Genomic DNA, 13,475 nt, shown 5'->3' with positions numbered 1-13,475 from the left:
TTCGCATTGGCGAATTTGTCCTTAAAACTTGGAACAGGATTGAGGAGTTAAAATGAAATCGAACCGTCAGGCCCGTCATATTCTTGGACTGGACCATAAAATTTCCAATCAGCGCAAACTGGTGACGGAAGGCGACACGTCCAGCGTGGTGAACAACCCTACCGGCAGAAAGCGTCGTCCGGATAGCAAAAAGTAACCGCGTAGTCAGAATCTGATGATAAACACCATCGCAAAAGCGATGGTGTTTTTGTTTCCAGGGGGCATGATGCTTTATACTCGGTGTCCGATGCCCTGGTTGAACGGCACAGTATTATAAAAGGAGCCAGGGACGGAAATTCAAAAAAGAGTGAGTGACATGGAAACCAAAAGCAAAAAAATGCGTTCCCTTTATATTCCTTACGCTGGCCCGGTACTGCTGGAATTCCCCCTGTTAAATAAAGGGAGTGCTTTCAGCATGGAAGAACGTCGTAACTTCAACCTGCTGGGGTTACTGCCGGAAGTGGTCGAGACGATCGAAGAACAGGCTGAACGCGCGTGGATCCAGTATCAGGGATTCAAAACCGAAATCGACAAGCACATCTACCTGCGCAACATTCAGGATACCAACGAAACCCTATTCTACCGTCTGGTAAACAATCATCTTGATGAGATGATGCCGGTTATTTATACCCCGACAGTCGGCGCGGCATGTGAACGCTTTTCCGAGATTTACCGTCGCGCCCGCGGCGTTTTTATCTCGTACCAGAACCGTCACAACATGGACGACATCCTGCAAAACGTACCAAACCACAATATCAAAGTCATTGTGGTGACCGACGGCGAGCGGATTCTGGGCCTGGGTGACCAGGGGATCGGAGGGATGGGCATTCCTATCGGTAAGCTGTCGCTGTACACCGCCTGCGGCGGCATCAGTCCGGCGTATACCCTGCCTGTCGTGCTTGATGTGGGTACCAACAACCCGCAGTTGCTCAACGATCCGCTGTATATGGGCTGGCGTAACCCGCGCATCACCGACGATGACTATTATGAATTTGTCGACGAATTCATCCAGGCCGTTAAGCACCGCTGGCCGGATGTGCTGTTGCAGTTTGAGGATTTCGCGCAGAAAAACGCAATGCCGCTGCTGAACCGCTATCGTAATGAAATATGTTCCTTTAACGACGACATTCAGGGTACTGCGGCGGTGACCGTCGGGACGCTGATTGCCGCCAGCCGTGCGGCAGGCAGCCAGCTCAGCGAACAGAAAATCGTCTTCCTCGGCGCAGGCTCCGCCGGTTGCGGCATTGCCGAGCAGATCATTGCCCAGACCCAGCGCGAAGGCCTTAGCGAAGAAGCCGCGCGGCAGAAAGTGTTTATGGTGGATCGTTTTGGTCTGCTTACCGATCAGATGCCGAACCTGCTCTCCTTCCAGACCAAACTGGTGCAGAAGCGTGAGAATCTGAAGACGTGGGACACCGACAGTGAAGTGCTGTCGCTGCTGGATGTGGTGCGTAACGTTAAACCGGATATTCTGATTGGCGTCTCCGGGCAAACCGGTCTGTTTACCGAAGAGATCATTCGCGAGATGCACAAGCACTGTCCGCGCCCCATCGTCATGCCGCTGTCAAACCCGACTTCACGGGTGGAAGCCACGCCGCAGGACATCATTACGTGGACCGAAGGTAACGCGCTGGTCGCGACCGGCAGTCCGTTCGCGCCGGTCGTCTGGAAAGATAAAGTCTTCCCTATCGCCCAGTGCAACAACGCTTATATCTTCCCGGGCATTGGTCTGGGGGTTATCGCCTCAGGCGCGTCGCGTATTACCGATGAAATGCTGATGTCGGCCAGCGAGACGTTGGCGCAGTACTCGCCGCTGGTGCTTAACGGTGAAGGTCTGGTGCTGCCGGAACTCAAAGATATCCAGACGGTATCCCGCGCCATCGCTTTTGCTGTCGGCAAAATGGCGCAGCAGCAAGGCGTGGCGGTGAAAACCTCTGCCGAAGCGCTGCAACAGGCTATCGACGACAATTTCTGGCGCGCGGAATACCGCGACTATCGCCGCACCTCTATCTGATGTTTTGCCCGGTGGCGCTTGCGCTTACCGGGCTTACGCTTTTGCCTTCAGAAATTTTCTACAGATAAAAAAAGGCGCGACCGCAGTCACGCCTGTTGGACTATGAGGGGATTAACGTAACCCTTCCTCACTCTCTTTTTTCGCTTCGGCTTTCTCGATCTGGCGATACCAGCGCGGATGGTGTTTCTTCGCCCAGCGACGACTCACCTTTCCTTCAATCATCCCCTTGATCGACCCTTTCACCCAAAATGCCATATACATATGGATAAGGATCGCGTGCATCAGGATAATGCCGGCAGCGGCATGGATCAGCAGACTGTAACGCACTACCTGCATCGGGAAATACTGCGCGAAGTACGGGCGCCAGATGATCACGCCGGTGACCAGCAGCACAAAAATCATGCTCATGATCGACCAGAACATCATCTTCTGCCCGGCGTTGTATTTGCCGACATCCGCCACTTTGTGTTCGTTACCTTTCAGCACTTCCACAATGTTTTTCAGCCACGGAATGTCTTTCTTATCCGGTATGTTGTGGTGGACAAACCGCACAAACATGAACATCAGGGCGATAAAGATCGCCACGCCGAAGAACGGGTGCAGAATGCGTCCCATCTGCGGCGTCCCGAAGGTCTGCGTCAGCCATTGCAGGGTCGGAAAGAAAAACGAAATCCCCGACAGCGCCACCAGGAAGAAGCAAATGACCACCGTCCAGTGACAGGCGCGGTCGATAAACTTCGTGCGCACAATCATTTTCGACTTACTCATGATGCTCCTCCTCGTCATCGTCCACTTCTTTGTTCGGGCCAATACCAATGTAGTGATAGATAAGCCCGGCAAAGGTGGCGATAAAGCCAGCGGCGGCTAACGGTTTCAGCGCCCCTTTCCACAGATTGATTGAGGTGTCGACCTTCGGCTCATTCGGCAGACCATGATACAGCTCCGGCTGGTTCGCGTGGTGCAGCACGTACATTACGTGCGTCCCGCCGACGCCCTGCGGATTGTAGACGCCTGCGTGTTCATAGCCGCGCGCTTTCAGCTTCTCGACGCGCTGCTCGCCCAGCTCCAGCATCTCTTTCTTGGTGCCGAAGTGGATTGCCCCGGTCGGACAGGTTTTCACACAGGCCGGTTCCTGACCCACGCTCACCCGATCGACGCAAAGCGTACATTTATAGACGCGGTTATCCTCTTTATTGAGGCGCGGCACATTAAATGGACACCCGGCGATGCAGTAGCCACAGCCGATGCAGTGCTCTGACTGGAAATCGACGATCCCGTTGGCGTACTGGATGATGGCGCCGGCAGACGGGCACGCCTTCAGACAGCCCGGATCTTCACAGTGCATACAGCCGTCTTTGCGGATCAGCCATTCCAGTTTGCCGTTCTGCTCGGTTTCGCTAAAGCGCATCACCGTCCACGACTTGGCGCTGAGATCGGCGGGGTTGTCGTACACACCGACGCAATGGCCCACCTCATCACGAATGTCGTTCCACTCTGAACACGCCACCTGGCAGGCTTTACAGCCTACGCAGGAGGAGACATCAATGAGCTTGGCGACTTCAGCCTTGTAATCACGCGCCCGTGGGGGCGGCGTGATGGAGTTGGTTGCGGACTGTTTGATAATGTCCTGCGTTTCCAAAGACATATGCTAGCCCCCTTACGCCTTCTCGATGTTAACTAAAAACGCTTTGTATTCCGGCGTTTGCGAGTTTGAATCACCGACGTTTGGCGTCAGGGTATTGGCGATATAACCTTTACGCGCCACCCCTTCAAAGCCCCAGTGCAGCGGGATCCCAACGGTTTCAACCTGCTGACCGTTCACGTTCAGCGTACGCAGGCGGCGGGTAACAACCGCTACCGCACGGATAAACCCACGCTTGCTGCTCACCGTAACGCGATCGCCATTGGCGATGCCTTTGGCCGCCGCCAGCGTTTCGCTGATCTCCACGAACTGTTCCGGCTGCGCGATGGCATTCAGCAGCGCGTGTTTGGTCCAGGTGTGGAAGTGTTCGGTCAGACGATAGGTTGTTCCCACATACGGGAATTTATCCTTCTTGCCTAAGCGCAGTACGTCGTCTTCATAGATGCGAACCACCGGGCTGGAAACCACGTTCGGATGCAGCGGGTTGGTCCCCAGCGGCGTTTCCATTGGCTCGTAGTGTTCCGGGAACGGCCCTTCCGCCAGTTTATCCAGCGCGAACAGACGCCCAACGCCCTCCGGCTGCATAATGAACGGACCGGTTTTGCTTCCCGGCGGCGCGGTGTTGAAGTCCGGGATATCGTTCCCCGTCCACTTCGTCCCGTTCCACTGGATCAGCATTCGCTTCGGATCCCACGGTTTACCGTTGATGTCCGCCGATGCGCGGTTATACAGTACGCGGCGGTTCAGCGGCCACGCCCATGCCCAGCCCAACGTATTACCCAACCCGGACGGATCGGCGTTATCGCGGTTGGCCATCTGGTTGCCCTGCTCGGTCCAGCTACCGGTGTAGATCCAGCAGGAGGAAGACGTGGTGCCGTCGTCACGCAACTGCGCGAAACTGCTCAACAGTTGCCCTTTCTTCGCAATCAGCGCGCCGTTGGCGTCATAGAGATCGGCCAGCGCGTAACCGTTGTTCTCTTTCGCCACTTCTTCCGATTCCGGATGATCCGGCTGTTTGTAGCTCCAGCGCATTTTGAGCAGCGGTTCTGCGCCTTTACCGCCTTCTGTGCGATACATCTCGCGCAGACGGTGGTAAATACCCGCCAGAATTTCGCCGTCGTTACGCGCTTCACCCGGCGCGTCCTGCCCTTTCCAGTGCCACTGCAGCCAGCGACCGGAGTTGGCAATCGAACCATCTTCTTCCGCAAAGCAGGTGGATGGCAAACGGAACACTTCAGTCTGAATCGCTGCCGGATCGACGTCGTTCGACTCGCCGTGGTTCTGCCAGAAAGTCGAGGTTTCGGTCACCAGCGGATCGATCACCACCATGTACTTCAGCTTGCTCAGGCTGCGGACCACTTTGTTTTTGTCCGGGAAGGACGCAACCGGGTTAAAGCCCTGGCAAATGTAGCCGGTGACTTTTCCGCTATCCATCATATTGAAATATTTTATGACGTCATAAGCCTGGTCCCACTTCGGCAACCAGTCGAAGCCCCAGCTATTCTCTTTTTGCGCGTCGTCGCCATAGAATGCTTTCATCAGACTGACGGCAAACTTCGGATAGTTGCTCCAGTAGTTCACCTGATCGGCCTGGGTCGCTTTAGGCGTGTTGGCGTCAAGCCAGCTCTGCCAGTCGCCGTGCTTTTCGGACGGCAGCGTCAGATAGCCAGGCAGGCTGGTAGACAGCAGACCGAGATCGGTTAAGCCCTGAATGTTGGAGTGACCGCGCAGGGCGTTAACCCCGCCGCCTGCCATCCCCATGTTGCCGAGCAGCAGCTGAATCATCGCCATCGTACGGATGTTCTGTGCGCCGACGGTATGCTGCGTCCAGCCCAGCGCGTACAGGAACGTGGTGGTTCTGTCGGCGGCACTGGTGGAAGCCAGCACTTCACAGACCTTCAGGAAGTCAGCTTTCGGCGTACCGCAGATGTTTTCCACCACGTCCGGCGTATAGCGGGAAACATGCTGTTTCAACAGGTTCCATACGCAGCGCGGATGCGTCAGCGTGTCGTCGCGTCTGGCATAGCCGTTTTCATCGAACTGGTAGTTCCAGGACGACTTATCGTACTGCCGTTTTTGCGCGTCGTAACCGCTGAACAGTCCGTCTTCAAAAGCAAAATCATCACGCACCAGCAGGCTGGCGTTGGTGTAATGCTTAACGTACTCCGCGTTGATTTTGTTATTTTCGATCAGGTACAGCAACACGCCGGACAGGAACGTAATGTCCGTACCGGAACGAATCGGCGCGTAAATATCCGCTACCGAGGCTGTACGCGTAAAGCGTGGGTCAACAACAATCAGCGTGGCGTCATTGTTGTTTTTCGCTTCCATCGCCCAGCGGAATCCCACCGGATGGGCTTCAGCGGCGTTACCGCCCATCACCATCACGACGTTAGCGTTTTTAATATCGACCCAGTGGTTGGTCATCGCACCGCGACCAAATGTTGGAGCAAGACTTGCTACCGTTGGTCCGTGTCAGACGCGCGCCTGGTTGTCGACAGCCAGCATGCCGAGCGAGCGCACAAACTTCTGCGTCAGCATGCCGGTTTCATTACTGGCGGCTGAGGCGCACAGCATCCCTGTTGAAAGCCAACGGTTAACCGTAACGCCCTGCTCGTTCTTTTCAATAAAGTTGGCGTCGCGGTCAGCTTTCATCAGTTTTGCAATGCGGGTAAACGCTTCATCCCAACTGATGCGTTGCCATTTATCGGAACCCGGCGCACGGTATTCCGGATAGCGCAGACGGTTCTCACTGTGAACATAATCCAGCAGGCCTGCGCCTTTTGGACACAGCGCACCACGGCTTACCGGATGATCCGGGTCCCCCTCAATGTGATAAATCGCTTCCTTCGCGTTTTTAGCTCCATCCCCCAGGCTATACATTAATAGCCCGCAACCCACGGAACAGTATGTGCAGGTGTTTCGGATCTCTTTCGCGCGCAATAGCTTATAATTTCGCGCCTGAGCCAGTGCCATTTTTGGGGTGAATCCCAGCGCTGCCACTGTGGTTCCGGCCATACCGCCCGCGCAGATTTTAAAAAACTTTCTGCGGCTGACGTCCATTGCTTTCCTCTTTTTTCCAGAGTGAGATACCCGCCATCTTTCTTCCTGCTCGAAAGCAGGGTGAAAAATGTCGCGTATAAACTTCCGCGAGGAAACTAACAGCAATAACCTTACGCATATTGCGTCAAATCAATAACGAAACGCTTCCGCTACTAAATAGTGCCTTTTGCCGGTTTTATATACCACCTTAGTGGTAACCCGCCTGCGCATTGACCTGGCATCCTCCGCTAAAAAAGTGCTATATATTTCAGCTTATTTTTTTGCAGGGTTAGGGAAGCGGCAAACAGAATGACAAGACAAAAAGCAACGCTCATTGGACTTATCGCGATCGTGCTGTGGAGCACAATGGTGGGGTTGATTCGCGGCGTAAGTGAAGGGCTGGGGCCAGTGGGTGGCGCGGCGGCAATCTATTCCCTCAGCGGGTTGCTGCTGATTTTTACCGTCGGTTTTCCCAACATTCGCCGTTTTCCTGTGCGCTATTTGATTGCCGGTAGCGTTCTGTTTGTCAGTTATGAAATTTGCCTTGCGCTTTCGCTTGGCTATGCGGCGTCACGTCATCAGGCGATTGAAGTCGGCATGGTCAATTATTTGTGGCCCAGCCTGACTATTTTGTTCGCCATTTTATTTAACGGACAAAAAACCAACTGGGTGATTGTTCCCGGATTACTGCTGGCATTGGTCGGCGTCTGCTGGGTACTGGGCGGTGAGAATGGACTGAATCCTGCCGAAATTATCAACAATGTCACAACCAGTCCGCTGAGCTATTTTCTCGCCTTTCTCGGCGCGTTTATCTGGGCAACCTACTGCACAGTGACCAATAAATATGCACGTGGCTTTAACGGCATTACAGTTTTTGTTTTGCTCACAGCGTTGAGCTTATGGGCACATTATTTTATGACGCCGCAGCCTGTGATGGTCTTTACCACGCCGGTAGTGATAAAACTGTTTTCCGCCGCCCTGACGTTAGGTTTTGCTTATGCCGCCTGGAACGTGGGAATTCTGCACGGAAATGTCACCATTATGGCGGTGGGCTCCTATTTCACGCCGGTGCTTTCCTCTGCGCTCGCAGCCGTACTGCTGAGTGCTCCGCTCTCTTTCTCTTTTTGGCAAGGCGCGGTGATGGTCTGTGTGGGGTCGTTGCTGTGCTGGTGGGCGACCCGCCAGGCGTGACCTTAATCACAACTGGCGACCGCTTTTTCTCTGTCTGGCAACCTTTTTGAATTTGGTTTAGTCTTTATTAAGATTAAACCAAAATATTTCCTCGAATTTAGTACTCTGTTAAATTAATGATACTAAAATGATGCTTAACTATTAAATTCCTGCCTGCCAAATTCATTTAGCTCGATATTGTTAGCCTGCGTAATTTACCGCAAAATAACCACTTCATCGCACATTGTTAGCCTAATAAATATTTCACTTAAGCCTAATCCCATTTGTAACTAATTTATTTCAGGATATTAAGGAGATCTGGATCACACATCTGTAAATATCCAGTAATAAGATGAAACTTATTATTGAATTGGTGCTACTGCGTAATTTAAAAATAGCTTGCCATTGATGAGAAGCCTCGTTTAGCAATGGTTTAGGAAACACATTAAGAAAATTATAAGGATTATCTAAAATGAAACTTAAATTAGTCGCAGTGGCAGTGACCAGCCTGTTGGCAGCAGGCGTTGTTAATGCAGCAGAAGTGTATAACAAAGACGGCAACAAACTGGATCTGTACGGCAAAGTTACCGCTCTGCACTACTTCTCTGACAATAACGGCGATGATGGCGACAAAACTTACGCACGTCTGGGTTTCAAAGGTGAAACACAAATCAATGACCAACTGACCGGTTTCGGCCAGTGGGAATATGAATTCAAAGGTAACAACGCAGAAACTGAAGGCACGAAAGGCAACAAAACCCGTCTGGCGTTTGCCGGTCTGAAATTTGGTGACTACGGTTCTTTCGACTATGGCCGTAACTACGGCGTCGCGTATGACGTTGGCGCATGGACCGACGTTCTGCCTGAGTTCGGTGGTGACACCTGGACTCTGACTGATAACTTTATGGCTGCCCGTACCACTGGCGTTGCAACCTACCGTAATACCGACTTCTTCGGTCTGGTTGAAGGTCTGAACTTCGCTGCTCAGTATCAGGGTAAAAATGACAGAGCCGACACTTCCAACCCGAAGAGCGCCGACATCGTGAGATCTAACGGTGACGGTTTCGGTATTTCTTCCAGCTATGAATATGAAGGCTTTGGCGTAAGCGCTGCCTACGCGAAATCTGACCGTACCGACAGCCAGGTCGTATACGGCGATAACGAACTGAATGCTTCCGGTGAAAACGCTGAAATCTGGGCCGCGGGTCTGAAGTACGATGCGAACAACATCTATCTGGCAACCACCTACTCTGAAACCCGTAACATGACTGTGTTCGGTAACGATCACATCGCAAACCGCGCGCAGAACTTCGAAGTGGTTGCTCAGTATCAGTTCGACTTTGGCCTGCGTCCGTCCATCGCTTACCTGAAATCCAAAGGTAAAGACTTGGGCCGTTATGGTGACCAGGACTTAGTGGAATACATTGACGTTGGCGCAACCTACTACTTCAACAAAAACATGTCCACCTACGTTGATTACAAAATCAACCTGATCGATGACAGTAACTTTACTGACGCGGCTGGTGTAGGTACTGACAACATCGTTGCTGTGGGTCTGACCTACCAGTTCTAATTCATTTAGAATTGAGCGGTATAGAAGCCAGCCCACGTCGGGCTGGCTTTTTTTACCGATGCATAAACCGGTCATAAGGAGTATGCCGTGCAAACCTATACAGGACGTTGTCTCTGTGGGCAGAGCCATTTTACCGTTGATATCGAATCGCTCGATGTTTACGCCTGTCACTGCACGCTGTGCCAGAAATGGTCAGGCGGCATTGCAATGTACCTGGAGGCCAGCGGTCATCCGATGATGGATCCCGACGCGCCTGAACCGGCCTTTTTTACCTCCTCCTCGCGGGGGGAACGCTACTTCTGTTCCGGCTGCGGCTGTCCGCTGTGGTTTAAGCTCACCGATACGCTGCGCTATTTTATCCCCTGGACGCTGCTTGAACTGAACGAAGGCGATCGCCGTCGTTTGATCCTCGCCGCTGAAATCTACACCGAAACCCAACCCGCGTTCTGGCGGCTGACCGGACAGTACGCCCGGTTAAGCGGCAAAGAGGTCGAAGCGCTGGACAGCCTGTGCCAGTTAACCCACTAAACTAGTCGCGGTTGACGTTTGCGAGGCTAAACCACATCCCCACCGCCAGCAGAATCAGCATACTGCCGGCGCTGCTTAGCGCCACGCTGTGTGACCAGGTAAACGCCTGTTTCGCGGCATCAATAATGTGTTCTCCCAGCGCGTCAGGCAGCGTCTGCGCCAGTTGCACCGCTTCCCCCATCGACGACGATGCGCGGGTCATTTCTTCGGCGTTCAGCCCTTCCGGCAAGCTAATCGAGGCAGAAAAACTACGGCTCAGCAACAGACCGAAAATGGCGATGCCCAGTCCAGCGCCCAGCTCATAGGCCATCGTCTCTATCGCCCCTGCCGCTGCCGCTTTCTCGCCCGGCGCCGCGGCCATAATGGCTGCCGTTGACGCCAGCAGCGCGCTGGCAGCGCTAAATCCCAGCAGCGCCATCAGTGCCCAAGCCTGCAGTTGCTGTGTGCTGAAATCAGTCATCGCCAGGCCATAAAAACTCAGCGCACTCAATGCCATCCCCCCCGTCGCCACGCTGCGTAGTCCAAATCGGGACACCAACATACCGGCGATGGGGCCGCTGAAGCCGCTGGCAAGCATGACAGGTAACATGAACAGCCCCGCCTGATACGGTGTTAAGCCATGCACAAACTGCAATTCCTGCGCCATTAATAGCTCAAAACCGACCAACGTGATCATGGCGGTCATCGCCATCACCACGCCGCTTAAAATGATGCGATGCGTAAACAGCCGCAGGTCGATCATCGGACGCGAGGCCGCAAGCTGGATACGGATAAACTGTATCAGCAGCAGCGCGCCGCTAATGACGGTTAAGGCAATTGCGCCAATGGCGATATGCCCTTTCAATGCGGTCTTCGCGCTGTAAACCAGCAGTAAGATGGCCATAATCAGCATGATGGCGTGCCCCAAATTCAATGACTGATCGCGGCATCCCGTCTGACGCGGCACATAGCGCGCGGTAAGGGTCAGCACAACCAGTACGACAGGCACGTTGATCAAAAATACCGAGCCCCAATAAAAGTGCTCCAGCAGTATTCCCCCCACCAGCGGCCCGAACGCAGCACCGCCGGAACCTACCGCCGCCCAGACGCCCAGCGCCATATTACGATGGCGTGCGTCGCTGAAGGTCGCGCGGATCCCGGCAAGCGTTGCCGGAACGATCATCGCCGCACCGATCGCCAGAATGGCGCGCGTGGCGATCAGCCAACTGGCGCTGTGTGCGAATGCGGCAGCGAGCGAAGCCAGACCAAACAGGCCCCCGCCAAGTAACAGCAAACGTTTAAAACCGATGCGATCGCCCAGCGCGCCCATCGGCAATACCATCCCTGCCATCACCAGCGAGTAAATATCAATGATCCACAGCAGCTCGTTGCCGCTGGCGCCCAGCGTCATACTCAGCGTGGGAGCGGCCACATGCAGCACCGTCGCGTCGATAGCAACCGGAATGTAGACCAACACAATAATCACTAATGTTAACCACTGACGAAACATAACGCTTCCCTTAAGACAAACTGGACACGCGTCCAGATTTACCGATCCTACGGAAAATTGAACATATGTCCAACTTTTTATTGAGCGCCGTGATTATCTGAATTCGTGGGTATCAGGGAAAACATGACAGGAAAAAAGCGCCATCCGACCAGCCAGCCGGATGGCGAGAATAAACTCAGCCCAGGTCGCCCCCGGCCACCGGCAGGGTCACACCGGTGATATAGCTCGCCTGGTCGCTTGCCAGAAACAATATCGCCTGCGCCTGTTCTTCAAGCGTGCCATAGCGGTGCATCAGGCTGCTGTCCAGGGTCTGATCCACAACCTGCTGATACCAGATTTTTTCCTGCGCGGTGGGCGTTTCGGTATTACGCGGCGTGACACGCTCTGGCGCCTCTGTTCCTCCCGGCGCCACGGCGTTTATCCGGATCCCCTGGTGGCTGTATTCCATGGCAATGGAGCGGGTTAAGGCATTGACCCCGCCTTTCGCTGCCGAATAAGGCACCCGATTCACCCCAGATGTCGCCACGGACGACACATTGACAATGCTGCCAGTCCCCTGTTTCAGCATCCACGGCAGCACTGCACGACAGCCCCACAGCGTAGGAAACAGAGAGCGGCGGATCTCCTTTTCGATCTGCTCTGGCTGATAGTCGGCAAAAGGCCGCGCCCAGATCGTCCCGCCGACGTTATTAATCAATACGTCTATACGACCAAAATGTGCAACGCCTGCTCCGAAGGCCTGTTCGGTACTTTCCCACTGCTCAAGATCGGCCTCCAGCGCCAGCACCTGAACGCCCTCAGCGGTGAGTGTCGCAGCCAGTTCATGAACGTGACGGGAACGATCGATCAGTAACAGCGTTGCGCCCTCTTTTGCCGCCTGCTCTGCGGTCTGGCGACCGATCCCTTGCGCCGCGCCGGTAATCGCGACGACTTTAGTGTGAAATCGCATCCGGTTCTCCTTATGCCGCGGCGCTTTGACTGGCGATAAACTTCTCATACCAGAATCCGGCGGGATCGATTCCCCTTTCCCGCAGCGTAGCAGCGATCGCGTTGACCATCGGCGGCGGCCCGCACAGGTAAATATCCACATCCCCCTGATTCAGCAGGGCGTCATTGAGATACGCGGTGACATAACCCCGCTGCGGACAGGCGCTGTCGGCATCCGCAACCACCGGTAGCCAGTGGAAATTGACCAGCCTCTCGCGAAATGCCTCCAGCCGGGCCGTTTTGACAAGATCAATGTCATAAGTCACGCCATACAACAGCGTCACCGGACGCTGACTTCCCTGCGCCGCCAGCGCTTCCAACATGGAGAGCATGGGCGCCAGCCCGGTTCCGCCCGCCAGCATCAACAACGGACGCTCGCCGCCGCGCAGATAAAAACTGCCCATCGGGCCGCTGAGGGTCAGACGGTCGCCGGAACGTGCGCGCTGGGTCAGCCACTGGCTCATCAGCCCGCCCGGCACATTGCGGATCAAAAACCGGCATTCGCGGTTATCCGGCAGAGAACTGAATGAATAGGCGCGCACCTGGTTCGTGCCGGGAACCTGAATATTGACGTACTGTCCCGGCAAAAATACCAGCGGTTCATCGGCGTCTATCACCAGTTCAAACGCCGTAGCCGACAGCGCGTCCACTGCCCGTACCGTCGCGTCTAGCGTCGTAAGCCCGGTTTTACACTGCGCGGCGGCAACGGGCACATCGATCACGCAGTCGCTGCACGGCACCATCTGGCAGGTCAGTACCTGTCTTGCCTGGGCTTCATCGTCGCTCAAAGCGTCTTCGATAAAATCGTCACCGAGGGCATATTCCCCACTGGCGCAATGACATTTACAGGTGCCGCAGACGCCATCTGAGCAATCCATTGGCAGATTAACCTTCTGCCGGTAAGCCGCATCAAGCACCTTTTCGCCCGCGTTGCACTGAATAAAACGGGTGATGCCGTCCTCAAAATTAAGGGCAATCGTAAAACTCATAA

11 protein-coding genes are annotated in these 13,475 nt (G+C 54.4%); 5 read left to right on the top strand and 6 right to left on the bottom strand.

The window, feature by feature from the left end; translation table 11 throughout:
- Positions 1 to 52: 52 nt before the first annotated feature.
- Together sra and maeA are read left to right on the top strand one after the other, a co-directional pair.
- The gene (gene sra, locus JY391_RS11160) at positions 53 to 196 is read left to right on the top strand and encodes a stationary-phase-induced ribosome-associated protein (protein WP_042283041.1); all 144 of its coding nucleotides are present in this window, start codon (positions 53 to 55) and stop codon (positions 194 to 196) included.
- 159 nt (positions 197 to 355) lie between these two features.
- Positions 356 to 2,053, top strand: coding sequence for a malate dehydrogenase (gene maeA, locus JY391_RS11155; protein ID WP_042283043.1), 1,698 nt, complete (start codon positions 356 to 358; stop codon positions 2,051 to 2,053).
- Positions 2,054 to 2,164: 111 nt separating this feature from the next.
- On the opposite strand, the gene fdnI is transcribed toward maeA, so the two are convergent.
- The 3 genes from fdnI to fdnG are packed head-to-tail and all read right to left on the bottom strand — an operon-like array spanning position 2,165 to position 6,758.
- Complete coding sequence (gene fdnI / locus JY391_RS11150) at positions 2,165 to 2,821, bottom strand: formate dehydrogenase-N subunit gamma (RefSeq protein ID WP_060569780.1); 657 nt, start codon at positions 2,819 to 2,821, stop codon at positions 2,165 to 2,167.
- On the bottom strand, positions 2,814 to 3,698 hold the full coding sequence (fdxH, locus tag JY391_RS11145; RefSeq protein ID WP_042283047.1) for a formate dehydrogenase subunit beta: 885 nt from the start codon (positions 3,696 to 3,698) through the stop codon (positions 2,814 to 2,816). The genes fdnI and fdxH overlap by 8 nt, the downstream gene beginning before the upstream one ends.
- Positions 3,699 to 3,710: 12 nt before the next feature.
- The gene (fdnG, locus tag JY391_RS11140) at positions 3,711 to 6,758 is read right to left on the bottom strand and encodes a formate dehydrogenase-N subunit alpha (RefSeq protein WP_181823167.1); all 3,048 of its coding nucleotides are present in this window, start codon (positions 6,756 to 6,758) and stop codon (positions 3,711 to 3,713) included.
- A gap of 288 nt (positions 6,759 to 7,046) precedes the next feature.
- On the opposite strand from fdnG, the gene yddG reads away from it, so the two are divergent.
- The 3 genes from yddG (at position 7,047) to JY391_RS11125 (ending at position 10,008) form a co-directional block, all read left to right on the top strand.
- The gene (gene yddG / locus JY391_RS11135; protein WP_211935745.1) at positions 7,047 to 7,928 is read left to right on the top strand and encodes an aromatic amino acid efflux DMT transporter YddG; all 882 of its coding nucleotides are present in this window, start codon (positions 7,047 to 7,049) and stop codon (positions 7,926 to 7,928) included.
- A gap of 451 nt (positions 7,929 to 8,379) precedes the next feature.
- A complete protein-coding gene (gene ompC / locus JY391_RS11130) occupies positions 8,380 to 9,480 on the top strand; it encodes a porin OmpC (RefSeq protein WP_211935744.1) in 1,101 nt (366 codons plus the stop codon).
- Between the two features lie 141 nt (positions 9,481 to 9,621).
- Positions 9,622 to 10,008 carry a GFA family protein gene (locus JY391_RS11125; RefSeq protein ID WP_256380021.1) on the top strand — a complete coding sequence of 129 codons (387 nt, stop codon included), beginning with the start codon at positions 9,622 to 9,624 and terminating at the stop codon, positions 10,006 to 10,008.
- Between the two features lies 1 nt (position 10,009).
- Here JY391_RS11125 and JY391_RS11120 read toward each other — a convergent pair whose 3' ends face one another.
- The 3 genes from JY391_RS11120 to benC all read right to left on the bottom strand — a co-directional run bounded on the left by JY391_RS11120 (position 10,010) and on the right by benC (position 13,473).
- Positions 10,010 to 11,497 (bottom strand): MFS transporter, encoded by a 1,488-nt coding sequence (locus JY391_RS11120; protein WP_211935743.1) that lies wholly within the window; start codon positions 11,495 to 11,497, stop codon positions 10,010 to 10,012.
- Between the two features lie 175 nt (positions 11,498 to 11,672).
- Positions 11,673 to 12,446 carry a benzoate diol dehydrogenase BenD gene (gene benD / locus JY391_RS11115; protein WP_200033256.1) on the bottom strand — a complete coding sequence of 258 codons (774 nt, stop codon included), beginning with the start codon at positions 12,444 to 12,446 and terminating at the stop codon, positions 11,673 to 11,675.
- A 10-nt stretch (positions 12,447 to 12,456) separates the two neighbouring features.
- Positions 12,457 to 13,473 (bottom strand): benzoate 1,2-dioxygenase electron transfer component BenC, encoded by a 1,017-nt coding sequence (benC, locus tag JY391_RS11110; protein ID WP_211935742.1) that lies wholly within the window; start codon positions 13,471 to 13,473, stop codon positions 12,457 to 12,459.
- Positions 13,474 to 13,475: the final 2 nt, after the last annotated feature.

This window comes from Citrobacter sedlakii, from assembly GCF_018128425.1.
In the GTDB taxonomy this organism is placed as follows: domain Bacteria; phylum Pseudomonadota; class Gammaproteobacteria; order Enterobacterales; family Enterobacteriaceae; genus Citrobacter_A; species Citrobacter_A sedlakii.
The sequence above is the reverse complement of the archived record's forward strand: the minus strand, read 5'-3'. Positions and strand labels throughout refer to the sequence as shown.